This window comes from Chitinophaga parva (assembly GCF_003071345.1).
GTDB classification, from domain to species: domain Bacteria; phylum Bacteroidota; class Bacteroidia; order Chitinophagales; family Chitinophagaceae; genus Chitinophaga; species Chitinophaga parva.
The window spans coordinates 674,882-700,034 of record NZ_QCYK01000002.1; the positions used below are offsets into that span (position 1 = coordinate 674,882).

Here is a 25,153-nt window from a genome sequence, read left to right on the forward strand (position 1 = left end):
AAAAAGGCCGGCCACTGTTACGGCCAGCCTTCCTGCTGTAAATATCTGCTGTTAAAAACTATTTTTTGTTTTTAGCGGCTTCTGCGCGGATCACGTTCAGTGCACCACCTGCCTTGAACCAGCCGATCTGCTGTTCATTGTAAGTGTGGTTCACCGTGATGCTGTCGGAGCTGCCGTCTTTGTGGTGCAGTACCACGGTGAGCGGCGTGCCGGGAGCAAAGGTAGTGAGGCCCAGGATGTCGATGGTGTCATCTTCCTGGATCTTGTTGTAGTCTTCCTTGTCAGCAAAGGTCAGACCCAGCATACCTTGTTTTTTCAGGTTGGTTTCGTGGATGCGGGCGAAGGATTTCACCAGGATCGCACGTACACCCAGGTGGCGGGGCTCCATGGCTGCGTGTTCGCGGCTGGAACCTTCACCGTAGTTTTCGTCACCGATCACTACGGAGCCAATGCCGGCAGCCTTGTAAGCACGGGCTGTGGCGGGCACGGGGCCGTATTCGCCGGTCAGCTCATTCTTCACGGTGTCTGTTTTATCATTGAATGCGTTCACCGCACCGATCAGCATATTGTTGGAAATGTTATCCAGGTGGCCACGGTATTTCAGCCAGGGACCTGCCATGGAGATGTGGTCAGTGGTACATTTACCTTTCGCTTTGATCAGCAGTTTCAGGCCTTTCAGGTCGGTACCTTCCCAGGCGGCAAAGGGTGCCAGCAGCTGGAGACGGTCAGAAGTGGGCGATACGATCACCTGTACGGAGCTACCGTCTGCGGCGGGTGCCTGGAAGCCAGGATCATCCACTGCAAAGCCCCTGGGAGGCAGTTCATAACCGGAGGGCTCATCCAGCAGTACTTCCTGGCCGGCTTTGTTTTTCAGTTTATCGGTCAGCGGGTTGAAGGTGAGGTCGCCGGCAATGGCCAGGGCAGTCACGATCTCCGGGGACGCCACGAAAGCGTGGGTAGAGGCCAGGCCGTCATTACGCTTTGCAAAGTTACGGTTGAAGGAAGTGATGATGGAGTTCTTGCGGTTGGGATCGTCGATGTGACGGGCCCACTGGCCGATGCAGGGACCGCAGGCGTTAGCCAGTACCACCCCGCCAATCTGGTCAAAGGTGTTCAGCAGGCCATCGCGCTCAATGGTGTAGCGTACCATTTCAGAACCGGGAGTGATGGTGAATTCGGATTTCACTTCCAGGTTCTTATCAATTGCCTGCTTGGCCAGGGAGGCTGCACGGCTGATGTCTTCGTAAGAGGAGTTGGTGCAGGAACCGATCAGGGCTACTTCCAGCTTTTCGGGCCAGTTGTTTTCCTTTACTGCCTGTGCAAACTTGGAAATGGGCCAGGCCAGGTCCGGGGTGAAAGGACCATTCACGTGGGGCTCCAGTTCGTCCAGGTTGATCTCGATCACCTGGTCATAATATTTGGAAGGATCTGCGTATACTGCTTCATCGGGGCGGAGGTGTTCTTTCACGCCGTCGGCGAGGGCTGCCAGTTCTTCACGGCTGGTAGCGCGCAGGTAACCGGACATTTTCTCATCGTAGGCAAACACGGAGCAGGTAGCGCCGATCTCAGCACCCATGTTACAGATGGTGCCTTTACCGGTAGCGCTCAGGCTGTCTGCGCCTTCGCCAAAGTATTCCACGATAGCGCCGGTACCACCTTTAACGGTGAGGATACCTGCTACGCGGAGGATCACGTCTTTCGGAGACACCCAGCCACTCAGCCTGCCGGTCAGTTTCACGCCGATCAGTTTGGGCATTTTCAGTTCCCAGGGCAGGCCGGCCATTACGTCTACCGCGTCTGCGCCACCTACGCCGATGGCCAGCATACCGAGGCCGCCTGCGTTAGGCGTGTGGGAGTCGGTACCGATCATCATACCGCCGGGGAAGGCATAGTTTTCCAGTACTACCTGGTGGATAATGCCGGCGCCGGGTTTCCAGAAACCGATACCATATTTATTGGAGATGGAGGAGAGGAATTCGTATACTTCTTTGTTGGTGTCGAGGGCGGTGTTGAGGTCCTCTACAGCGCCGGTCTTGGCCTGGATCAGGTGATCGCAGTGCACAGTGGAGGGAACGGCTACTTTATCGCGGCCACAGGTCATAAATTGCAAAAGGGCCATCTGTGCGGTGGCGTCCTGCATGGCTACGCGGTCTGGTGCGAATTCTACGTAAGACTTACCTCTTTCGAACGCGGAGGTGGTCGGTGCGTACAAGTGGGCATATAAAATCTTTTCGGCCAGGGTCAAAGGGCGACCCAGCATCTTGCGGGTAGCTTCCACTTTACCCGGTAAGGCCGCATACACTTTTTTAATTACGTCTATGTCAAACACCATGATAAAAAATATATTAACGATGAAATAAATTGCACCGCGAAATTAACTAAAATTTCGTTGTTGCAAGGTTAAAAGCTGCAATTGTTGCGGTATTCACGCCACACCCGTTCCCCTAGTTCCCTCACAGTGAACCAGTTATAAACCAGATTCATAGTAATTTATTCACTTATATATAAACTATCTATAGGCCTGCCCGGGAAGGCACGGTTTCTGCATAGGGGTTCCTTTTATTTCTGACCGGAATTCGATAAATTTGACATATGAACCGCTTAAAAGAATTCGTAGAGTGGCAGGCCTTTGGCGTCTGCTCCGCGATAGGGGCGAGGTTAGGTATTGCCACCTCCCGCATCCGGCTCTTTTTTATTTACATCTCTTTCCTCACCATGGGCTCACCGGTGGTGATCTATATGGTCCTTGCTTTCTGGATGAACATGAAGCATTACATCCTTCATGATCGCCGGAACCCGCTCCGCTCCCTGTAAGAAAAGGATGTTAGCCCGGAACATTCCCCTGTACGCACTTTTTCAACAAATAAAAAAGCGAATCGTTCTCCACAAACAACGTTGTGGTGTACGATTCGCTTTTTTGTTGCCCTAATGTTTTCCCGGATCAGTCGAGGTGGAAATTCGTCATGGCCGCATAGTGGTTCTGCAGCGTGTTCACATTCAGGTCTCCCTTTAACTCGCGGATCTCATCCCGGTACTGAAGGTCGGCGTGCTTTTCTCCATCCTTAACATAAAAGCGGATGATGAAAGGCCCTCGCTCGTACTGGGCGCCCTGTTTAATGGCATCATTGCGCACAAATTTCAGCTTGGCCAGTTGCTCTTCACCCAGTGAAATGGGGAAAAGGTCCTGCTGGTCGTACCAGAACTCCTGTTCGTCCGTAACTACGCTGATTTGTTTTTCATCGTGATTGATGTCGGTTACGGTGCCTTGTTTCAGTACGCCATCGTACTGGGCCACCACCGTATCACCTACGCGGAGATCTTGAATTTTAATCATGGAAGGGGACGTTTTTGGTTTCAAAAAAAAGCAACAATATTTATGCCGCACGGGCCTTTGTGCCCAACGGGGTATTATAAATATACGTGGAATTCCTGTGTTATGTACCCATAAAAAAAGGCTGCGGGATGATCGTCCCGCAGCCTTTTTTGCTATGTTCTTACTGGTCCTTATTGTTGTTTGGCCACCACCTTGCGGATAGCCACCAGCTGTTCCAGCAAGGGTTCCAGGAGGTCCAGCTGCAGCACGTTAGCGCCGTCGCTCTTGGCCTTTGCAGGCACGGGATGGGTTTCTATGAAAAGGCCATCTGCGCCGGTAGCAATGGCTGCCTTGGCAATGGTGCCTATCAGTTGCGGGTTACCGCCGGTAACGCCGCCCGCCTGGTTGGGCTGCTGCAGGGAGTGGGTACAATCCATTACCACCGGGGCGCCATGCGCTTTCATAATGGGAATGTTGCGGTAGTCCACTATCAGGTCCTGGTAACCAAAGGTGGTGCCACGCTCAGTGAGCAGGATATTGTTATTGCCTGCCTGGCGGATCTTCTCCACGGCGAACTTCATGCCTTCCCCGCTAAGGAACTGGCCTTTCTTCACGTTCACCACTTTGCCGGTTTCTGCTGCGGCAATGAGGATGTCTGTTTGCCGGCAAAGGAATGCCGGGATCTGGAGCACATCCACGTAAGCAGCGGCCATGGCGGCTTCCGCGGCAGAGTGAATATCGGAAGTTACAGGCAGGTTAAAGTCTTGACCGATCTTCTGCAGCAGGTCCAGCCCTTCCACATCGCCAATACCGGTGAAGGAATGGATAGACGTACGGTTGGCCTTACGGTAAGAAGCTTTGAAGATATACGGGATTTCCAGGCGTTTGCAGATCCTGGATACACGGTCTGCCACGGTGTTGAGCAGTTCTTCGTCTTCGATCACGCAGGGGCCTGCAATGAGGAAGAAGTTATCGGGGTTATATTGTTGATCTTTGAAGAGTTCTTTTAATTGTTCCATGGCGGATCTCCTTTAAGTTTTTGCAAAATTAGTTGATTTTAAGGGGAATGCCTAGCGCGGTAAGAGTGTATAGCAGTGATTGTCATGAAACTGTAAGCTGATTTTGCATGTATCACGGTTCCTTCCCCTGGAACCCGCACCGGTAGCCACTTCCCGGGTTTTAGGCGGTAAACCCGCATTGCCCGTATTGTTACGCCAATGTAAACACCTGTGGCGCCCATGCTAAAATCTTAATGTGGGCCATTAATATTACACAACCAAGTAAATTTGGCCTTTAACTGGATCGTATGAAGAAAGACAAGATTTTGGTGATCGGCGCCTGCGGCCAGATCGGCGTAGAGCTGACCCTTGCACTGCGCAAGATGTACGGAGACAATAACGTGGTGGCGTCTGACCTGCGGGAAGAGCATGAACTGCTGAAAGGTTCCGGCCCTTACGTGTCGCTGGATGTGATGAACAAGGAAATGCTGCACGTGCTGGTCATCCGCCATAACATCACCCAGATCTACCTGCTGGCGGCCATCCTCTCCGCTACCGGCGAAAAGAACCCGCTGCTGGCATGGCATATCAACATGCAAAGCCTGCTCAATGTGCTCGATATTGCCAAGGAAGAGGGCATCGATAAAGTGTACTGGCCCAGTTCCATCGCTGTATTCGGCCCTAACTCTCCCAAGACCGAAACGCCGCAGCATACTATCATTGAGCCTACTACCATTTACGGTATCAGCAAGTTTGCCGGTGAGCGCTGGTGCGAATACTACAACCACCGCTACGGTATTGATGTGCGCAGCCTCCGCTACCCGGGCCTCATCAGTTATAAATCTGCTCCCGGCGGCGGCACCACAGATTACGCCATCGAGATCTTCCACGATGCGCTGGAAAGCAAATCTTACAACTGCTTCCTCAAGGAAGATACTTACCTCCCCATGATGTACATGCCGGACGCTATCCGCGCCACCATTGAGCTCATGGAAGCACCCAAAGAAAACATCAAGATCCGCTCCTCCTATAACCTCGGCGCTATGAGTTTCTCCCCGAAAGAAATAGCCGCTGAAATAGGAAAGCACGTCCCGGGTTTCAGGATCAGCTATGAGCCGGATTACCGCCAGCAAATCGCAGACGGATGGCCCGGCAGCATTGACGACGAAGCCGCCCGTAAGGACTGGGGCTGGAAGCATGAATTTGACCTGGAGAAAATGACAGTGGATATGTTGAAGAATTTGAAGAAATAAAATTGTACAGCGTACAACGTACAGCGTACAACGTACAACGACTGATCTACGCGAATATCATACACAAAAATAATTTGCGGATAAAGTTATCACAAGCGCCAACCGTTAAATGCAAAACGCTTCGATGTTATTCATCGAAGCGTTTTTGTTTTAATATCTTAAACCGTACGTTGTACGTTGTACGCTGTACGTTGTACAATTCTATATCACAAACCCCACTGCCACGGTAGCATTGCTGAATTCATCAATGAGAATGAAAGCGCCATTGGCAGGATTTGCAGCGTAGGTGTCTGCGAAGACTGGCTGGGCGGTTTTGAGCGAGATCTTACCAATATCGTTCAGGCCGAGCTCTTTTTTGTCGGCAATGATCTCGTTCTTGGTTACATCCAGTACTTCCTGCACGCCTTGTACTTTGGCTTTGAGGCGGTTTACGCCGTGCTGCAGCAGGTAGGTTTTGCCAGGCACCAGTTTTTGCTGGTCCATCCAGCAGATGTTGGCGGTGATGTCTTTCAGTTCGCGGGGGGCCTGGCCGGCTTTGGCCAGCAGGTTGCCGCGGCTGATGTCTATTTCGTCTTCGAGCGTGATCACTACGCTGTCGCCGGTGTTGGCTACAGGCAGTTGCTGCTCAAACTTTTCGATGGTTTTGATCTTGCTGGTCTTACCGGAGGGGAGGGCTACCACTTCATCACCTACGCTGAAATGACCACTGGCCACGCGGCCGGCAAAGCCGCGGAAGTCGTGGTATTCCGTAGTGCGGGGGCGGATCACGTATTGCACCGGGAAGCGCGCGGGATGCTGGTTGTCGGCCGCATCCACCTCAATTGTTTCCAGGTATTCCAACAGGGTGTCGCCCTGGTACCAGCCCAGTTTTTCCGTGCGGGTCACCAGGTTCTCGCCATACAAAGAGGAAATGGGGATGAACTTGATCTCCTGTTCCTTGAAAGGCGCCTGTGCAATGAGGTGCTGGAAGTCGGCCACGATCTCGTTGAAGCGGGCTTCACTATACTCCACCAGGTCCATTTTGTTCACGCACACCACCAGGTGCGGAATGCGCAGCAGGTTGGCAATGAAGAAGTGGCGGTAGGTCTGTTCCACAATGCCTTTGCGGGCGTCTACCAGGATGAGGGATGCCTGCGCGGTGGAGGCGCCGGTCACCATGTTGCGGGTATATTCAATATGGCCGGGTGTATCGGCAATAATGTATTTGCGGGTAGGCGTGGAGAAATAGATATGGGCCACGTCAATCGTGATGCCCTGCTCACGCTCTGCTACCAGGCCGTCTGTGAGCAAAGACAGGTCGGTGAAGTCGAGTCCTTTGCGCTTGCTGGCCGCGTGGATGGCTTCCAGTTTGTCCTGTGTAATGGACTTGGTATCGTAAAGTAAACGGCCTATCAGTGTGCTTTTGCCATCATCCACACTGCCGGAGGTGGCTATATGAAGTACTTCCATTGTTGTCGGTTGTTAATTGATTAAAAATAGCCAGCCTGCTTACGTTTCTCCATGGCGGCTTCGGAGCGTTTATCGTCAATGCGGGCGCCGCGTTCGGAGATCTTGGCTTCCAGGATCTCGGAGATGATATCTTCCAGTTTACCGGCTTCGGAAATTACGGCGGCAGTGCAGGTCATATCGCCTACGGTGCGGAAGCGCACGCGGCCCGTGAAGGGTACTTCGCCATCCACCGTGTTGAGGAATGCTGAGTAAGGCCAGTACATGCCATCCCGTTCTATGATCTGGCGCTCATGGCTGTAGTAGATAGAAGGGATGGCCAGGTTCTCGCGGCGGATGTAGTTCCACACGTCAAGCTCTGTCCAGTTGGAGATGGGGAACACGCGCACATTCTCGCCCATGTTGATCTTACCATTGAGCATATCAAACAATTCGGGGCGTTGCATTTTGGCGTTCCACTGGCCAAATTCATCGCGCACGGAGAAGATGCGTTCCTTGGCGCGGGCCTTCTCTTCATCGCGGCGGGCGCCGCCTATGCAGGCATCGTATTTCAGTGATTCAATGGCATCCAGCAGGGTTACGGTCTGCAGGGCGTTGCGGCTGGCGTACTTACCGGTTTCTTCCTGCACTTTACCCTGGTCTATGCTGTCCTGCACGTAGCGTACCTGCAGTTCCACACCGAGTGACTTTACCAGTTCATCGCGGAAGCTGATGGTTTCGGGGAAGTTATGCCCGGTGTCTACATGCAGCAAAGGGAAGGGGATCTTGCCGGGTGCAAAGGCTTTCTGGGCCAGGCGTACCAGGGTGATGGAATCTTTACCACCGGAAAACAGGATGGCCGGACGTTCAAATTGTGCCGCTGTTTCCCGCAGGATATAAATCGCCTCGTCTTCCAGGGCCTGGGGAAATTGCCATTGAATTTTATTGCTCATTGAAGTCTATTTGAGTGCCAGCCGCCAGTGCGTGCGGGCATGAAGTGCTGAATATAATTACAGGTTGTATACCATTGCCTTAGGCATGGAGGCCACATTCTTTCTTGGAAAGCTCCCACCACCAGCGGCCTGCGCGGGGATGTTCGCCCGGCTCTATAGCGCGGGTACAGGGGGCGCAGCCAATGCTGACAAAGCCTTTGTCGTGCAGCTTATTGTAAGGTACACGGTGCTCGGCCAGGTAGGTGGTCATCTGCTCAAAGCTCCAGTCTATGAGCGGATTGTATTTGTAAAGTGCGCGTTTTTCATCCCACTCGATAAGGGGCATGTCGTGGCGGTTGTCGGATTGTTCGGCGCGCAGGCCGGTGATCCAGACTTTCACGCCTTCCAGGGCCCGGTTCAGGGGCTGCACCTTACGGATATGGCAGCACTCCTTGCGGTTGTCCACGGAGTCATAAAAGCTGTTGGTCCCCTTTTCGCGCAGCAGGTGCTCTACGGCGGCAGTGTCCGGGAAATACACTTCTATGGGTTGCTGGTAGCGGGCGCGGGTCAGGTCTATGAGATCATAGGTTTCCTGGAAAAGCCGGCCGGTATCGAGGGTAAAGACGCGTACGGGCAGTTTGTGTTTCCAGATAATATCGGCGATCACCTGGTCTTCCTGTCCGAAGGAAGTGGAAAAGGCCACAGCGCCAGGGAACTGGTCGCAAAGCCACTGTATAGCTTCCGGAATGTCTTTGTTTGCAAGTGTGGTGGTGGTAATTGCAGTCATGTCACTTCCTTTTCAGCTGCCGGGTACCTGCTGCGTGCAGGGCCGGCATGGATCGAATGGTACAAAAATACATAAAACCTATAAAAACTATAGACTAAATTTAAAAGAGGGACTGCGGCATGCGGCGGCCATCATGTCAACCAATGTACAGCGCAGCCCGGCACCGTATAAAATAAAAAGGGCCGCCTTTGCAGGCAGCCCTTTTAAACCAGTATTTCTTTTCACCGCGGCGATCTCCTAGCTCAGTTTAGGCAGGGGGACGTTCCGGGTGAGGATGTCTTTTAAAGACTTGTTTTCCAGGAGCTTCAGGCTGGCGTCCCTCACTTTACTCATCACTTCATGCAGCCCACAGATAGCTTCGTCCTTACAGTTCTCACAGCGTTCGTAATAGTTCAGGCTCACACAAGGCAGCAGGGCGATGGGACCGTCCAGCAGGCGGATGATCCTGGCCAGGGCAATCTCCTTGGGCTGTTTCAGCAGGTAATAACCCCCGCCTTTGCCCTTTTTACTGCCCAGGATGCCGGCGTTCTTCAACTCCAGCAGGATGTTCTCCAGGAATTTGATGGAAATATTTTTCTCCTGTGCAATCTCAGAGATCAGCACCGGGCCCTTGTCTGCCTGTTCGGCCAGGTGTATGAGCGCATGAAAAGCGTACTGCGTTTTCTTTGATAACATACGATTGATTGTATTTTATGCGGATAACCGGTTCGGGAGGTTGTAACCATACCCTGACTGTGCCCCAGTAAGCCTACAGGGAATATAAACAGTAAATGACTGACAATCAACAAAAATGGCCAAACTGAACCGATTAACGTTACACAAAGATACGATTAAAGGTCCAGTACATCTTTCATGGTGAAAATACCTTTCTTGCCCTGTAGCCACTCTGCCGCCACTACGGCGCCGGCGGCAAATCCCTGGCGGGAATGGGCCGTATGGGTAATGGTAATATCGTCAATTTCGGATGTGTAGGTGATGGTGTGTGTACCGGGCGTGGGGTCAATGCGCTTGCTCAGGATGGCCAGCTGGTCCATGGCGGGTGGCTGGTCATTGATCCAGGATTTCTTGCGGGATACCTTGGCCAGGATCTGCTCTGCCAGGGAAATGGCGGTACCACTGGGGGCGTCTTTTTTCTGGGTATGATGGATCTCTTCCATCTTCACATCGTACTGGGGCTGGTTGGCCATCAGTTCTGCCAGGCGCTGGTTCAGTTCAAAAAAGATGTTCACACCAATGCTGAAGTTGCTGGCATACAGGAAGGCCTGGTGCTTTTCCAGGCAAAGGGCCTTGATCTGGGGCAGGTGCTCCAGCCAGCCGGTGCTGCCGCATACCACGGGTACATTGGCTTCAAAACACTTCAGGATATTAGGATAGGCTGTTTCCGGCGTAGTAAATTCTATGGCTACATCTGCCTGCGACAGGGAATCTTTTTCCAGCAACTCCCGGTTACTGCTGCCTATGCGGTGGGAGATCTCGTGTCCTTTGGCCAGGGCGATGGTCTCAATGGCCTTACCCATTTTACCATAACCGATCAATGCAATCTTCATGAGGTATGCTAAGTATTTGTTTCGTAGGTGAATGATAAAAGAAATGAAAATCAGAACCGGCTGTAGGCGGTGTAGCTGGAGGCCGGTTTGCCGCCACCGAGGGAAATGCGCACTGCAATGCCGGGGGTGCGGTTATTGATCAGCGTGGGCATTACTTTCATGCTCAGGTCCGGCGACACGTCGAACTGCTTCAGGTGGGCAAATACGGTGGCATCCACGATGTTGAGGCCATACACTACGATGAAACCCAGCACGGAGTAGTCTACATACTGCCGGTAATAATCGCGGATGTATTTGAGCTGGTTGGCGTCCGGGTAAATGTCGTAGTATTTGTCCTTTACCCCGGGATTGCCCGCCACACGGATGCGGTAAGCATTGCGGAAGTCCACGAATTCCTTGTAGTTGAACACGAATACGCCCACAGCCGTGCCCAGTGCGGCATACACCAGGGGCATCTTCCAGTATTCATGGTTATACGCTTGTCCCAGGCCCGGCAGCACCACGCTGTAAAAGGCGGCTTTGCGCGGATCGTGCAGGCGTTTTTTTTCCAGGCGGATGGAATCGCGCTGGGCGGTTCTGGCACTATCAGATATTATCAACTGGGGGTGCTTCCTGGCACTGTCCTGTTGGGCCATCTGTGCGCCGATGCGCAGTTTGGTCTCCGGGCGCACCGTATCCTGGGCCATTACCGCGGCGGGGCGCTGGAAGGCGGCCAGCAGCAGCAAGGCAAAGAGCACACGCAAGAGGAGGGTTACCTTCCGGTTATTTTGCACGGTATAGATCTATTTTTTCCAAAATGGCGTCCAGTTCTTCATCAGAATAAAATTCGATCTGGATATTGCCTTTCCCGTTCTTACCGCGTTCCAGCTTTACCTTGGTAGCGAAGTGGGAGGCCAGGTTGTCCTCGATCTTCTGGTAAGCGGGGGCCAGGTTCTTAACGGGCTTTTTCACATGGCCCTTGTCAATGTGGTTCACCTTGCGCACCAGTTCTTCGGTAGCGCGCACGGACAGTTCGTTCTTGATGATCTCTCCAAAGATGAAGAGTTGCTTTTCCACGTTCTCGATGCCGCTCAGGGCACGGGCATGGCCCATGCTCAGGGAGCCGTTGCGCACCGCCACCTGGATGTCCGGGGGCAGTTTCAGCAGGCGGATGTAGTTGGTTACCGTGGAACGTTCTTTGCCCATGCGGTCTGCCACTTCTTCCTGGGTGAGCACGCACTCTTCCATGAGGCGTTTGTAGCTCAATCCGATCTCGATAGCGTTGAGGTTTTCGCGCTGCAGGTTTTCCAGCAGGGCCAGTTCCAGCAGTTCCTGGTCATTCACCTGGCGCACGTAGGCCGGGATGTCTTTCAGGCCTGCCAGTCTGGAGGCTCTCCAGCGTCTTTCACCGGCAATCAGCTGGAAGCGTTTTCCATCGATGCGGGATACGGTGATAGGTTGGATCACGTCGTGCAGTTTGATGGAAGAGGCCAGTTCCTGGAGGGCCTGTTCATCAAAGTCGCGGCGCGGCTGTTTCGGGTTCACTTCGATCTTGTCTATGGCTATCCGTTCTATGCCGGTAGCGGCCTGCAGGGCCTGATCACTCAGGGCGCCGGCGGTTTGTTTCAGATCAGTGTCAATATTTTGCAGCAGCGAACGGATACCTTTTCCCAACGCCTCTTTCTTACTCGGATTGCTCATCGTTTGTTGCAAGTATTTTTGAATCGGAATGAATAATGGTCATGTTATTCTTCTGCAGGATTTCCTTGGCCAGGTTCAGGTAGTTGATAGCTCCTGTGCTGGCCGCATCGTACATGATCACAGACTTACCGAAGCTGGGCGCTTCACCCAGTTTGGTATTGCGGTGGATGATGGTGTTGAACACGCTTTCTTCAAAGTGTTGTTTCACTTCGTCCACCACCTGGTTACTCAGGCGCAGGCGGCCATCGTACATGGTCATGAGGATGCCTTCGATCTCCAGTTCCGTGTTAAGGCGGCTCTGTACGATCTTGATGGTATTGAGCAACTTGCCCAAACCTTCCAGGGCGAAGAACTCGCACTGCACGGGGATGATCACGGAGTGGGAAGCCACCAGGGCGTTCACGGTGATCAGGCCCAGGGAAGGGGAGCAGTCTACAATTACGAAATCATAATCTGCCTGTACGCTGTCTATCACCTGCTTCATCACGCGTTCGCGGTTAGGATGATTGATCAGTTCCAGTTCTGCGCCCACCAGGTCGATGTGTGCAGGCAGTACCTTCAGGTTAGGGGTGTCAGACTCCAGGATCACATCCTTGGCCTGCCCGTCATTGACCATGCAGTCGTACAGGCTTTGCTGGATATTACGCAGGTCAAAACCCAGGCCGGTGGTGCTGTTGGCCTGCGGGTCTGCATCGACCAGCAATGTTTTGTATTCCAGTACCGCCAGGCTGCTGGCCAGGTTAATAGCACTGGTAGTCTTCCCTACGCCCCCTTTCTGGTTAGCGATTGCAATGATTCTTGCCATTGTAAAATTGATGTGTGTTTCGTGGTTTTCTAGGTATAGCGGATAAGGTTAATGGTTAATTGTTAAATGTGAACCGCTGCATTTAACGATTAACGTTTAACCATTAACATTTAACTAAATCTCTATGGTGCTTCCTATAGCCGGCAGCAGCAGGTTCAGGCCTGCGGTGGTAAAGGCGGCTTTGGCTTTTTCGTGGTCTATTTTGATGAAGCCGAAGGTGTCGTAATGTACCCCCACGATCTTATCGCACTGGATGAATTCTGATGCAATGATGGCATCTTCCACACCCATGGTAAAGTTGTCACCTATCGGCAATATAGCAAAGTTCAAAGTAGCAAAACGGGGAATAAGCTCCATGTCAAAGGTAAGGGCGGTATCGCCGGCAAAGTAGAAATTACCTTCGTCTGTGATGAACACAAAACCCATGGGACTGCCACCATACGCTCCGTCCGGCAGGCCGCTGGAGTGGTGCGCTACCACACACTTTACAGCCCCGAAATCAAAATTCCACTTGCCACCCGTGTTCATGGGATGGTATTTCTTTACCCCCTGCTTGGCGGCCCACATTGCCAGTTCAAAAGAACCTACCACGGTAGCGTCGGTCCGTTTGGCCAGGGCTATCAGGTCGGCTACATGGTCTTCGTGCCCGTGGCTTACAAAAATATAATCTGCCTCAATGGTGTTCACATCCACGTGCTTCGCCAGCTCGTTGTGGGAAATGAACGGGTCAAAAACAATCTTCTTTCCTTTGATCTCCACCGCAAAGGATGAGTGACCGTAATAGGTAAACTTCATATAGAAAAATTTTTATATAACATCCACGGTCGGACAAAAATACAGAGAATAGGTAAATGTTTGCCGGCGCGGTATTATTATTTATACACAACCGGGTGGGGGATGTGCACATTGGAAGCTGCAATGTACAACCTACAATAAAATCCCTTCCCATTCGTCTTCCCTCCATAAATTCGCTTTCAGAAAAACTGTAAGACTGCTATGCGTGGAATTTCTCCCTGGGTACTGGTAATGATGCTGGCGCTTGATCTGTATGTGTTTCAGGCGTTTAAGGCCTTGTTGAACAATGCATCCGCCGGTGTGCGCATTACCGTGTATGTAATTTACTGGATCATTTCACTGGCCGGCGTCCTGACCTGGGGCCTGCGTTCCTATGTGAACCTGCAGGAGTGGCCCACGGCGGTGCGCTCCGTGGTCACTTTCGTGATCCTGGGGCTGGTGATCGCCAAGCTCATCATCACCATCTTCCTGCTGACGGACGACATCCGCCGTGGCATTGTGTGGGTCATTGCCCATTTCCGGCAAGCGGGTACCAGCGCCCCGGTGGCCACCACCGGCCAGGGCATTTCCCGCAGCAAGTTCCTTACCAGCCTGGGCCTGTTGCTGGGCGGGGGCCTCTTTGGCACCCTGGTGTATGGTTTTTCCAACCGTTATGACTACCAGCTCCGGAGGCTCCGCCTGTCTTTTCCCAACCTGCCTTCCGCCTTCAAAGGCCTCCGTATTGTGCAGGTGTCTGATATCCACTCCGGCAGCTTTACCAACAAAAAAGCGGTGCAGCGTGGGGTAGACATGATCCTGGCGCAAAAAGCAGACCTCATCCTCTTCACCGGCGACCTGGTAAACGACCGGGCGGTGGAAATGCAGGACTACATGAACGTGTTTAACCGGCTGGAAGCCCCCATGGGCATCTATTCCACCCTGGGCAACCACGATTACGGTGACTATTACGACTGGCCGGACCGCGATGCCAACGGCTACAGTGCCCTGCGCGAGCAGAACCTGGAGGATGTAAAGGCCATCCACGGAAAGCTGGGCTGGCGCCTGCTCATGAACGAGCACGTGGTGCTGGAGCGCCAGGGCCAGCAGATCGGCCTCCTGGGGATTGAGAACTGGAGCGCCCTGGGCCACTTTCCCAAATATGGAAAAATGAAGGAAGCCTATGCCGGCACAGAGCACCTGCCGTTCAAGATCCTCATGTCCCACGACCCCACTCACTGGGACGCTGAAGTGCGCCCGCAATACGGCGACGTGGATCTTACCCTGGCTGGTCATACCCATGGCTTCCAGTTTGGCGTGGAGATCCCCGGTCTGCGCTGGAGCCCCGCCCAGTACGTGTATAAGGAATGGGCCGGCCTGTATGAAGAAGGTAGCCAGAAGATCTATGTGAACCGCGGCTTTGGCTTTTTAGGATACCCGGGCCGGGTAGGCATACTGCCGGAGATCACCGTGATAGAGCTGGTGTAACGGCTTTACCGCAATTTTCATCCGGTTTACCGCATGGCTCCCCGGGTGCACCTGTTGACTATCAATTCATTAACCTTAAAGTGGCATTAAAATTCGATTATATAGCCCTTAGCAGGCCTTACCGCGCTATGGGATTGCTTATCTTGCGGGTAACTAAGATCGCCACTTTGCTATGCGCTATTGTAGTTTCCTTGTACTATGCATGTTCTGTAGTGTCCACGTGTGCGGCCAAACCCTGGCCGAACTGGAAAAGGACCTGGATTCCATGATCAGGCGCACGGAAAAAAGCAACCTGGTATTCAGCCTTGGCTACGGCAATAATCCCGCTTACGACCGGAAGAACAATACCTATACAGACCTGGTGCTCAAACCTTACCTTTCGCCGGGGGTGACCTACTTTCACAAAAGCGGCCTCAATGCAGGCATTTCCACTTACTATCTTTTTAATGCAAATGATAAGCCCTGGTTTGAATGGGACCTCAGTGCCGGTTACGACTATACGAAAAACCGCAACTTTGTAACAGGGGTGAATTATACCAAATACCTGTTCACGAAATCGCGGGAGGATATCATGCCCACTCCCATTACTAACGAATTGTTTGCCTATTTCGTATACCAGCAATGGTGGCTGCAACCCGGCATCATCGCGGACCTGGGCTGGGGTACTGAAAAAGACCGGCTGTTGCGCAACCGTTACAGTGTTACGCACGGGCAGGACCTGAACTTCATTGCATCCCTGCGCCACGATTTTATGTTCCTGGATATTGCCAAACGGAATGATGCGGTGCTGATCACCCCTTCGCTCAACTTTATTGCCGGTACGGCTAACTATTACAGTGAGCTGGAAAGCATTCAATACCTTATGCAATCTGAAAAAGGGCGGAAGACCATTGCCCCGCCACCTGGGCCGCTTACCAAGCAGGAGTCCAGGGATATTGCCACCGCGTTTGAAGCCCGCGCAGTGGATATAAGTGTGCATTTCACTTACATCATTGGCCGCGTAAGCATTGTACCTTCTTACACGGTTTTCAAACTGCTTACCAACACCACGGACAATGGTATTTCCGGCTACTTCACGGCACATGTTGCTGTAACCTTATAGCCGGGAAACAGTGCAACGCCGCCCCCTGTTTGTTATTGTGTTACAGCCTTTATGTCCCTTTACTGCAATAATTACCATGCTTTCCCGTTTTCACTCCGGTTTACATGTTTGCTAAGCAACAGCATTCCAATCAATTCCATTTACCGGTATTTACCTTTCTCCTGTCCCAATCTTTTAACAAAAATTTTAGCACACATTTTGCCTGCGTGTTAGTAACCATAAAAACAATCCGATATGAAAAAACTGTTTCTCGCCATGACAGTGCTGGCGCTTACCTCTTTGTCTGCCGTAAAAGCACAGACAGGCTTCTTTAAGTGGGGCATCAAAGGAGGTGCAAACCTGGGTAAACTGGATGGTACCGGTTATGACGATGCATTTAAACTGGGTTATCATTTAGGTGGTTTTGCACAGATCAATTTAGTAAAAGGTTTTGGTGTACAGGGTGAGTTGGTTTTCTCGCAAAGCACTACCCGTACCGTGGATAATTTCAGCGAGATTTACAATGGGGAAAACATCCAGTCGGATGCCAACGGGCAAAAGATCAAACTCAATTACCTGAGCATTCCCATCATGGTGAACATCCCGCTGGGCACACCCCGCGTTAAGCTGCAACTGGGCCCCCAGTACAGCATTTTAATGAGCAACAAGAACGTGATCAAAGCATCACAGGATGCGTTTAAATCCGGCGACTTTGGCGTAGTGGGCGGTCTTTGGTTCCAGTTGCCCATCGTCAACATCAGCGCGCGTTACTGTGTAGGCCTGTCTGATATGAACAATTTCAGCGAGGCTACAGACCAGTCTAAATGGCGCAACCAGTCCATCCAGCTGGGTGTGGGGGTTACCCTCTAGTAAGTTTTTAGTGACCATTTCCAGAAAAAGAGCATCTGTCGTGGATGCTCTTTTTTATGCACACCTTAGTAGAATTGGCGCCCAGCCTTTACCTTGTAGCACGGACAACGCATACCGGAACCAGTAGCATCTCACCAACACAGGCTGACAATCTGCCTCTGGCACTATACTTGACCAATAGCAGGAAACATAGAAAGAAGGGCTGATTTTACTAACATTATGACACTTTGTCCGGCCTGCTTTAAACATATATGATGAACAATTTTTTTTTAGGCAATTCGGAAGAGGAGATGGAATTCATGCCGATCATTCCGCTGAATGAAGAAACAGAGGGAGCCGAAGAAGAGAAGATCCCCGATGAGCTGGCACTCCTGCCGCTGCGGAACACCGTACTGTTTCCCGGTGTGGTACTGCCCATCACCGTGGGCCGTGATAAATCGATCAAAGCCGTAAACGACGCATATAAAACCGATAAGCTGATAGGGGTGGTGGCCCAGAAAGACAGCACCATTGAAGATCCCACCGTTGCAGACCTGAGCCAGGTAGGCACCGTGGCCCGCATTGTAAAGCTGATCAAGATGCCGGACGGCGGCACTACCATCATCATCCAGGGCCGCAAACGCTTCCGCATTGAACAGATCACAGCTGATGACCCATATTTCAAAGCCCGCATAGACATTCTCCAGGATGAGCCGCCTGCTGCTGCAGACGAAGAGTTTGATGTTTACATTTCCTCCATCAAAGACCTGGCGGGACAGATCATCCAGCTCTCACCCAACCTGCCTTCAGAGGCCAGCATTATCCTGAAGAATATTGAGAACACCGCGTTCCTGGTGCACTTCGTGTCCAGCAACCTCAATTCAGAGCTGGGAGATAAGCAACAATTGCTGGAGATCAACAACCTGCGCACCCGCGCGGAACTGCTCCTGAAGCTGCTGCAAACAGAACTGCAACTGGCGGAACTGAAAAATAAGATCACGAACAAAACCAAGGCAGACCTGGACAAACAGCAGCGCGAATACTTCCTGCAACAGCAGTTGAAAAGCATCCGCGAAGAATTGGGGGGCGACAGCAACGACCGCGAGGTAAAAGAATTGCTGCGTAAAGCGGAGCAAAAAAAATGGCCCGCCGCCGCCAAGGACCTGTTTAAGAAAGGTGCAGAGAAGCTGGAACGCATGCACCCCAGCACACCGGATTACTCCGTGGTATACAACCACCTGGATCTCATGCTGGACCTGCCCTGGGAAGATTATACCGCTGATAGTTACGACCTGAAAAAGGCAAAAAAGATACTGGATAATGACCACTACGGCATGGATAAGATCAAGGAGCGCATCCTGGAATACCTGGCCGTGCTGAAGTTGAAGGGGGACATGAAATCTCCCATCCTGTGCTTTGTAGGCCCTCCCGGTATTGGTAAAACCTCCCTGGGCCGCAGCATTGCCAACGCTATAGGCCGCAAGTATGTGCGCCTGAGCCTGGGCGGCCTGCATGATGAAAGTGAGATCCGCGGCCACCGCAAAACTTACATCGGCGCTATGCCCGGCCGCGTGCTGCAAAGCATCCGCAAGGTAAAAAGCTCCAACCCCGTGATGATCCTTGACGAGATAGACAAGATCGGGAACGATGGCCGTGGAGACCCCAGCTCCGCCCTCCTGGAAGTGCTGGACCCTGAGCAGAACAGCTCTTTTTACGATAACTACCTGGAGCTGGAATATGACCTGAGCAAGGTGCTGTTCATTGCTACCGCCAATAACATCAACGCCATCCACCCCGCCCTGCGCGACCGCCTGGAAGTGATAGAACTGAGTGGTTACAGCATTGAAGAAAAAGTGGAGATAGCCAAGCGCCACCTGCTGCCCAAGCAGAAGGAAGCACACGGGCTCAAAGACCTGAAGATCAAATTCAGCAATGCCTTGCTGGACAAGACCATCCAATCCTATACCCGCGAGAGCGGCGTGCGGGAACTGGACCGTGTGTTTGCATCGCTGATGCGCAGCCTGGCCAAGGATGTGGCCCTGGAAGAAGAAGTGCCGGACACCATGACGGAAGGCCACATTGAAACCATCCTGGGCAAGCCCCGTTACTCTAACGAGATCTATACCCTGGGCAACCCCGCCGGCGTGGCGGTGGGCCTGGCCTGGACCTATGTGGGTGGCGATATCCTCTTCATAGAGACCAGTCTCAGTGACGGCAAAGGAGAGCTGCGGCTTACCGGTAACCTGGGTAACGTGATGAAGGAATCTGCCAGCACGGCCCTCAGTTACCTGCAGGCCCATGCGGAAGAATATAAGATCGATCCTAAATTGTTCCAGCAAAAGACCGTGCACATCCACGTGCCGGAAGGTGCGGTACCGAAAGACGGTCCCAGTGCAGGCATCACCATGTTCACGGCCATCACCAGCGCCTTCACCGGCCGCCGCGTGAAGCCCTACCTGGCCATGACCGGCGAGATCACGCTACGCGGGCAGGTGCTGCCGGTAGGTGGTATCAAGGAAAAGATCCTGGCAGCCAAAAGGGCCGGCATCAAGGAAGTGGTCCTTTGCTGGCAAAATGAAAAAGACATCAGAGAGATCAACCCGGACTATATCAAAGGCATGAAATTCCATTATGTGCGTCAAATGAACCAAGTGGTAGATTTGGCGTTATTAAAGAAGAAGTAGTGCAAAACATTGTCGTCCGTTGCTGGCCGGCAAGGTGCAACTGGTACCCGGAGTAAGTGCCCGGGATTCATGTTGATTGTTTTAAGGGTTTAGCGAAGCCATTTCCGGAGGAAGTGGCTTCGCTATTTTTCGTACAGCGTACAGCGTACAGCGTACAACGTACAGCGTACAACGTATGGCGTATATTATTGTCCATATCGATCATTCGCTTAGATAGTACGTTGTACGTTGTACGCTGTACATTGTACAATTTTTCGATCATTCGCTTAGATAGTACGTTGTACGTTGTACGCTGTACATTGTACAATTTTTGTATTTTCCGGCCCCAAGTATCCCACTATGTACCGTCATATTGTTTTATTGCTGCTTATTATCGGACCGGGCGTGGTTGTGCGTGCACAGGTGCTGGGCGGGAAGAGCGCGTTTGCCTTCCTGGACCTGCCGGCATCGCCGCAGATCACGGCGCTGGGCAATGTGAATGTAAGCCAGCATAACAGTGACATTACCCTTTCCCTGCTCAATCCTGCGCTACTGCGGCCGGAGATGACCAGCCAGCTGGCGGCCAGCTACGCTGCCTATTTTGCCGATGTGAAGTACGGGCATGCCATGGGCGGTTATTATGCTTCAAAATTACAGACCACTTTTGCCGCCGGCATTCAATATCTTAATTACGGCAGCATGCCCCAAACTGATGCTGCCGGCACCATCCAGGGCAGTTTTACCGCGCGCGATCTGAATGCGCAGGTAAGCGCCTCCCGCCAGTACCTGGAGCGGTGGCACTATGGCGTTACGTTGCATTTTGTAAGCTCGCGCTATGGGGCGTATGCAGCATCCGGCCTGCTGGCGGATGTGGGCCTGGCTTACCAGGACAGCATACATGGGCTGCAAATAGGGCTGGTGGCGCGCAACATGGGCGGGCAGCTGAAAAGCTACGTGCCGGGGGAAGGGGAGCCTTTGCCCTTTGACCTGCAGCTGGGTATTTCAAAACAACTGGCGCATGTGCCGCTGCAGCTCTCCGCTACCCTGCATCATCTCTACCAGTTTGATGTGCGTTATGCAGATCCGGCGGAGGACAGTGCTGCAACAGGGCACGCGGTGGATAAGCTCATGCGCCATGCCGTGTTTGCGGTGCAATGGAACATTGGCAAGTACCTGGAGCTTACGGGGGCGTACAACTACCTGCGGCGCCAGGAGCTGGCGCTTACAGACGCCAAAGGCGCCAGTGGACTCAGTTTTGGGGCCGCGCTGGTAACGCGTAAAATACAATTGCGCTACGCCCGGTCTTACTACCAGCGCAGCGCAGCCTTCAATCATTTGGGGATCAATATTGCGCTCAACACTTTTACGAAGTGATTTCCTTACCATAGCAGTTCATAACATTACCGGCCATTGCGGGCTGGGTATGCGCAGTGGCATCCAGCGAAAGCCTTGCTCCTGGCGGCTTACATGGCCAAAGCCCGGCCAGGGGAGGTGGTAGCCGAATACCGGTTGCCTGCTTTGGCCCAGCATGGAGAGTACCCTGCGCCTTGTTTGCGCCGCCATATCAAAATCCGTATCGAAGATGGTGCCCCATTCCGGCTTTGCAAAGAGCAGGGCTTCGTCATGTGCAATATCGCAGAGGTGCAGGAAGGATTGTCCCTGCCGGCTTATCTCGAACATGCAATGGCCGGGTGTGTGGCCTGCGGCCAGGATGGGCGTAATGCATTCAAACAGGGGTGTGCCGGGGGAGAAGCATTGCAAGGCGCTGCCCATCTGCGCAAAGCTGTTGCGGATGCGGTGCTGCATGGATTGCAACGCACCTGCATCCGGTTTCCTGCTTTTGGAAAGGTCCAGCGTGTCACTCATCCAGCCATCGTATTCCTGCTGGGATACATGGATGCGGGCGTTGGGAAATACGGCGTTACCTGCTTTGTCAAACAACCCACCGGTATGATCGGAATGCATGTGAGAGATGAGGATATCTGTAATATCTTCCGTGGAGATACCCGCCATTGCCAGGTTTGCGGGCAGCACGCCTGCCTGGGGGCCATTCATTTGGCCGTTGCCGGCGTCGAACAAAATAACGCGGCCGGCGTGGCGCAGCACCAGGATATTGCTGGGCAATACAAACTGGTAGCGGCTTATACCCAGTTCCAGCAGGAGGTCCTGCACTTGTTCCGGAGGAACGCCGGGGGCAAATTCTTCCGGCGCATACTGTTCAGCGCCGTCTGTGACAACGAGGAGGTCCAGGTCTGCAAAATGTACCTTCATATGGCCCGTGGGCTGGGAGCGTGGTTGCATGTCATGTTTTTGAGATCGTTGCAAATCTAGCTACATTGCCCAGGTATTACAAAGCAGGCATAGGCTAAAATTTTAGACCAATGGCAAAAGCAATGGCACGGAAGCTAAAAGATTTCAATCCTACCAATTGTGCGGTAACATATTGTATGAACATCATTGGGGGCAAGTGGAAACCGGTGATCATCCACCTGCTGCGCAATGGGCAAAACCGCTATAGCCTGATGCAGAAAGGGATGCCGGAAGCCAGTAAACAAACGCTTACCAACCAGTTGCGGGAGCTGGAAGCGGATGGCATTATCACCCGTGAAACCTTTGCCGGTAGCCCGCCGCGGGTGGAGTATCATATTACTCCGCTGGGCGCTTCATTATTACCTATTATTGACGCTATGCGTACCTGGGGAAAGGGGCAGATGAATACCGGGGAATAACAAACGTAACGTGCATAACAACAAAACGCCCGCAAAATCAGCATTTGCGGGCATCTTGTTATATCGTATATCCGTAACCGTTAGTCCTGCAACTGGCGTTTGTATAACTGGATGGTGTTTTCCAGTCCATAGTAAAGCGCATCTGCAATGAGGGCATGGCCGATGGAGACTTCAGCGAGTTGGGGAATGTGCAGTTTAAAAAAGCGCAGGTTCTCCAGGTTCAGGTCGTGGCCGGCGTTGATGCCCAAACCCAAGCTGGTAGCTTCTTTGGCGGTGTTCTTATAATCGTTGAACAGGGCCAGGTTCTGTGGCTGGGTGCGTGCTTTTGTATATTCTTCTGCGTAGGGGCCGGTGTAGAGTTCTATGCGGTCTGCCCCGGAAGATTTGGCGGCTTCCACCAGTCGTACTTCCGGGTTGAGGAAGATAGATACGCGGATGCCGGCGCTTTTCAGCTCACCGATCACATCGCGCAGCTGGTCCTGGTAAGTGATGGTATCCCAGCCGGTGTTAGAGGTGATAGCATCTGGCGGATCGGGGACCAGGGTGCATTGATGTGGCTTTACTTCCATGACCATTTTCATGAAAGCGCGTGAGGGATAGCCTTCAATATTGAATTCCGTTTTCAAGAGTGGTTTCAGATTGTATACGTCACTGTAGCGGATGTGGCGTTCATCCGGGCGGGGGTGCACCGTAATGCCGTCTGCGCCAAAACGTTCAATATCCTGTGCTACTTTCAGCACATCGGGGAGGTTGCCACCGCGGGCATTCCGCAGGGTGGCGATCTTATTGATGTTTACACTGAGCTTGGTCATGGTGCAAAGGTAAGGGAAATTGTACTAGGTGCCCTGGGCCTGGGGGGCTTAAGTCTTAAGTCTTAAGTCTTAAGTCTTAAGTCCTAGGTCCTAGGTCTTAGGTCCTGCATTTTGGGGCCGAAGTCTCAAGTCTCACATCTGGTACTTGCGCTGTCTCAATTGTGTGCCTGGCGATAGGATTGCCATAAATAAAAAAGCGCCGACCATAAGACCGGCGCTAAAAGTAAATATGTTATCAAAGCTTAGTACCTAATACTTAAGACCTGGTACCTAAGACAATTTTAATAACGGTAATAATCCGGCTTAAACGGACCTTCCTTCGGCAGGCCGAGGTACTCTGCCTGGGTGCTTGTCAGTTCGTCCAGTTCCACACCGATCTTTTTCAGGTGCAGGCGGGCTACTTTTTCATCCAGGTGTTTGGGCAGTACGTAAACTTTGTTTTCGTACTTGTCGGCGTGCAGCCAGAGTTCCAGCTGGGCCAGGGTTTGGTTGGTGAAGGAGTTGCTCATCACGAAGGAGGGGTGGCCGGTAGCGCAACCCAGGTTTACCAGGCGGCCTTCTGCCAGCAGGATGATGTCTTTACCATCAATGGTGTATTTATCTACCTGCGGTTTGATCTCTACTTTGGTGTTGCCATAGTTCGTGTTCAGCCAGGCTACGTCGATCTCGATATCGAAGTGGCCGATGTTGCACACGATGGCTTTGTCCTTCATGGTTTTGAAGTGGGCGCCGGTGATGATATCGCGGCAACCGGTGGTGGTTACGATGATATCTGCTTCTTTCACGGCGTCTGCCATTTTCTTTACTTCGTAACCTTCCATAGCAGCCTGCAGGGCGCAGATGGGGTCTATTTCGGTTACGATCACGCGGGCGCCGGCACCTGCCAGTGATTCGGCAGAACCTTTACCTACGTCGCCAAAACCGGCTACTACAGCTACTTTACCAGCGATCATCACGTCTGTAGCGCGACGGATCGCATCTACGCAGGATTCGCGGCAGCCATATTTGTTATCGAATTTGGATTTGGTTACAGAGTCGTTGATGTTGATGGCAGGAATGGGCAGGGAGCCGTTCTTCATGCGCTCATACAGGCGGTGTACGCCGGTAGTGGTTTCTTCGCTCAGGCCTTTCACGTGCTGGATCAGCTCGGGGTATTTGTCAAATACCATGTTGGTGAGGTCACCTCCATCGTCCAGGATCATGTTCAGGGGGCGGTCTTCGCCACCGAAGAACAGGGTTTGTTCAATGCACCAGTCGAAGTCCTGTTCATTGAGGCCTTTCCAGGCAAATACCGGGATACCGGCAGCGGCAATAGCAGCGGCGGCGTGGTCCTGGGTAGAGAAGATATTGCAGGAGCTCCAGCGCACTTCAGCGCCCAGGGCTACCAGTGTCTCGATCAGTACAGCAGTTTGGATGGTCATGTGCAGGCAGCCGGCGATACGGGCGCCTTTCAGGGGTTGGCTGGCACCATATTCTTCGCGCAGTGACATCAGGCCTGGCATTTCTGCTTCTGCCAGTTCTATTTCCTTACGTCCCCATGCAGCGAGGGACATGTCCTTAACCTTGTAGGGGAGGCTAAAATCAATGTTTGGTTTAGCTATTGTAGACATTCGTATTTTATTTGGTGCAAATCTACCTTAATTCCCCTTGTTATCATAATCCCAAAATGGTGTTATGCACCCCTGTTCCGTTATTTTTTTGTCATCAATCCTGCCAGGTTTTTAGGAGGTACGCCATTTTTTCAACCATTATGGCGGGCTTATCCACAAATGTGCACAACCCTGCCGGTTGATCATATGTATTGATTTTCAGTAAAATATTATTTTATAATTATGCGTTATTAACATTTTTGCAGTTAATTCGTGATAATTTATATATTTGCACAATAAATTATATAATATTAACTTTAATTGTTTTCAGTCGTATACTGCTATCAAAGAAGCATCGGGAAGGGGTATTGGGCCCGCTCATAATCGGTCGTACAAGAAGAAACTCCACGGTATAGGATTGGTTTTTCACT

23 protein-coding genes are annotated in these 25,153 nt (G+C 52.2%); 8 read left to right on the top strand and 15 right to left on the bottom strand.

The window, feature by feature from the left end:
* Positions 1–58: 58 nt before the first annotated feature.
* Positions 59–2,332: an aconitate hydratase gene (locus DCC81_RS13250; RefSeq protein WP_108687105.1), complete on the bottom strand. Its 2,274-nt coding sequence runs from the start codon at positions 2,330–2,332 to the stop codon at positions 59–61.
* A 260-nt stretch (positions 2,333–2,592) separates the two neighbouring features.
* Here DCC81_RS13250 and DCC81_RS13255 point away from each other — a divergent pair, with 260 nt between their 5' ends.
* Positions 2,593–2,814: a PspC domain-containing protein gene (locus DCC81_RS13255; protein ID WP_108687106.1), complete on the top strand. Its 222-nt coding sequence runs from the start codon at positions 2,593–2,595 to the stop codon at positions 2,812–2,814.
* 127 nt (positions 2,815–2,941) lie between these two features.
* On the opposite strand, the gene DCC81_RS13260 is transcribed toward DCC81_RS13255, so the two are convergent.
* A complete protein-coding gene (locus DCC81_RS13260; RefSeq protein ID WP_108687107.1) occupies positions 2,942–3,334 on the bottom strand; it encodes a hypothetical protein in 393 nt (130 codons plus the stop codon).
* 170 nt (positions 3,335–3,504) lie between these two features.
* Positions 3,505–4,332, bottom strand: a complete 828-nt coding sequence (kdsA, locus tag DCC81_RS13265; protein WP_108687108.1) for a 3-deoxy-8-phosphooctulonate synthase — start codon at positions 4,330–4,332, stop codon at positions 3,505–3,507.
* Positions 4,333–4,619: 287 nt separating this feature from the next.
* Here kdsA and DCC81_RS13270 point away from each other — a divergent pair, with 287 nt between their 5' ends.
* Positions 4,620–5,564: an NAD-dependent epimerase/dehydratase family protein gene (locus DCC81_RS13270; RefSeq protein WP_108687109.1), complete on the top strand. Its 945-nt coding sequence runs from the start codon at positions 4,620–4,622 to the stop codon at positions 5,562–5,564.
* 201 nt (positions 5,565–5,765) lie between these two features.
* Here the strand turns inward: DCC81_RS13270 and DCC81_RS13275 are convergent, their stop codons facing one another.
* The 9 genes from DCC81_RS13275 to DCC81_RS13320 form a co-directional block, all read right to left on the bottom strand.
* Entirely contained in the window at positions 5,766–7,013 is a 1,248-nt protein-coding gene (locus tag DCC81_RS13275; RefSeq protein WP_108687110.1) for a sulfate adenylyltransferase subunit 1, read from the bottom strand.
* Positions 7,014–7,033: 20 nt separating this feature from the next.
* Positions 7,034–7,942, bottom strand: coding sequence for a sulfate adenylyltransferase subunit CysD (gene cysD / locus DCC81_RS13280; RefSeq protein WP_108687111.1), 909 nt, complete (start codon positions 7,940–7,942; stop codon positions 7,034–7,036).
* 79 nt (positions 7,943–8,021) lie between these two features.
* On the bottom strand, positions 8,022–8,708 hold the full coding sequence (locus DCC81_RS13285) for a phosphoadenylyl-sulfate reductase (protein WP_108687112.1): 687 nt from the start codon (positions 8,706–8,708) through the stop codon (positions 8,022–8,024).
* Positions 8,709–8,945: 237 nt separating this feature from the next.
* Positions 8,946–9,383: an RrF2 family transcriptional regulator gene (locus DCC81_RS13295; protein WP_108687114.1), complete on the bottom strand. Its 438-nt coding sequence runs from the start codon at positions 9,381–9,383 to the stop codon at positions 8,946–8,948.
* Positions 9,384–9,538: 155 nt separating this feature from the next.
* Positions 9,539–10,255 carry a 4-hydroxy-tetrahydrodipicolinate reductase gene (gene dapB, locus DCC81_RS13300; RefSeq protein WP_108687115.1) on the bottom strand — a complete coding sequence of 239 codons (717 nt, stop codon included), beginning with the start codon at positions 10,253–10,255 and terminating at the stop codon, positions 9,539–9,541.
* Positions 10,256–10,305: 50 nt separating this feature from the next.
* The gene (locus DCC81_RS13305) at positions 10,306–11,028 is read right to left on the bottom strand and encodes a DUF5683 domain-containing protein (RefSeq protein WP_108687116.1); all 723 of its coding nucleotides are present in this window, start codon (positions 11,026–11,028) and stop codon (positions 10,306–10,308) included.
* Positions 11,018–11,935, bottom strand: a complete 918-nt coding sequence (locus DCC81_RS13310; RefSeq protein WP_108687117.1) for a ParB/RepB/Spo0J family partition protein — start codon at positions 11,933–11,935, stop codon at positions 11,018–11,020. Before DCC81_RS13310 ends, DCC81_RS13305 begins: the two co-directional genes overlap by 11 nt.
* Positions 11,919–12,740, bottom strand: a complete 822-nt coding sequence (locus DCC81_RS13315; protein ID WP_108687118.1) for a ParA family protein — start codon at positions 12,738–12,740, stop codon at positions 11,919–11,921. Before DCC81_RS13315 ends, DCC81_RS13310 begins: the two co-directional genes overlap by 17 nt.
* A gap of 114 nt (positions 12,741–12,854) precedes the next feature.
* On the bottom strand, positions 12,855–13,535 hold the full coding sequence (locus DCC81_RS13320; RefSeq protein WP_108687119.1) for a metal-dependent hydrolase: 681 nt from the start codon (positions 13,533–13,535) through the stop codon (positions 12,855–12,857).
* Positions 13,536–13,736: 201 nt separating this feature from the next.
* Here DCC81_RS13320 and DCC81_RS13325 point away from each other — a divergent pair, with 201 nt between their 5' ends.
* The 5 genes from DCC81_RS13325 (at position 13,737) to porQ (ending at position 20,966) form a co-directional block, all read left to right on the top strand.
* Positions 13,737–14,999, top strand: a complete 1,263-nt coding sequence (locus DCC81_RS13325; RefSeq protein WP_108687120.1) for a metallophosphoesterase — start codon at positions 13,737–13,739, stop codon at positions 14,997–14,999.
* Between the two features lie 202 nt (positions 15,000–15,201).
* Complete coding sequence (locus DCC81_RS13330) at positions 15,202–16,101, top strand: hypothetical protein (protein WP_108687121.1); 900 nt, start codon at positions 15,202–15,204, stop codon at positions 16,099–16,101.
* Positions 16,102–16,335: 234 nt separating this feature from the next.
* Positions 16,336–16,950: a porin family protein gene (locus tag DCC81_RS13335; protein WP_108687122.1), complete on the top strand. Its 615-nt coding sequence runs from the start codon at positions 16,336–16,338 to the stop codon at positions 16,948–16,950.
* Positions 16,951–17,201: 251 nt separating this feature from the next.
* Positions 17,202–19,613, top strand: coding sequence for an endopeptidase La (gene lon / locus DCC81_RS13340; protein WP_240612981.1), 2,412 nt, complete (start codon positions 17,202–17,204; stop codon positions 19,611–19,613).
* A 339-nt stretch (positions 19,614–19,952) separates the two neighbouring features.
* Positions 19,953–20,966, top strand: coding sequence for a type IX secretion system protein PorQ (porQ, locus tag DCC81_RS13345; RefSeq protein WP_133177656.1), 1,014 nt, complete (start codon positions 19,953–19,955; stop codon positions 20,964–20,966).
* Between the two features lie 18 nt (positions 20,967–20,984).
* On the opposite strand, the gene DCC81_RS13350 is transcribed toward porQ, so the two are convergent.
* Positions 20,985–21,893 (bottom strand): MBL fold metallo-hydrolase, encoded by a 909-nt coding sequence (locus DCC81_RS13350; RefSeq protein WP_108687124.1) that lies wholly within the window; start codon positions 21,891–21,893, stop codon positions 20,985–20,987.
* Positions 21,894–21,973: 80 nt separating this feature from the next.
* Between DCC81_RS13350 and DCC81_RS13355 the strand changes: the two genes are divergently transcribed.
* Positions 21,974–22,321: a winged helix-turn-helix transcriptional regulator gene (locus DCC81_RS13355; RefSeq protein WP_108687125.1), complete on the top strand. Its 348-nt coding sequence runs from the start codon at positions 21,974–21,976 to the stop codon at positions 22,319–22,321.
* An 80-nt stretch (positions 22,322–22,401) separates the two neighbouring features.
* Here the strand turns inward: DCC81_RS13355 and DCC81_RS13360 are convergent, their stop codons facing one another.
* Both DCC81_RS13360 and ahcY read right to left on the bottom strand, forming a co-directional pair.
* Positions 22,402–23,133, bottom strand: a complete 732-nt coding sequence (locus tag DCC81_RS13360; protein WP_108687126.1) for a pyridoxine 5'-phosphate synthase — start codon at positions 23,131–23,133, stop codon at positions 22,402–22,404.
* Positions 23,134–23,414: 281 nt separating this feature from the next.
* A complete protein-coding gene (gene ahcY, locus DCC81_RS13365; protein WP_108687127.1) occupies positions 23,415–24,743 on the bottom strand; it encodes an adenosylhomocysteinase in 1,329 nt (442 codons plus the stop codon).
* Between the last annotated feature and the right edge of the window lie 410 nt (positions 24,744–25,153).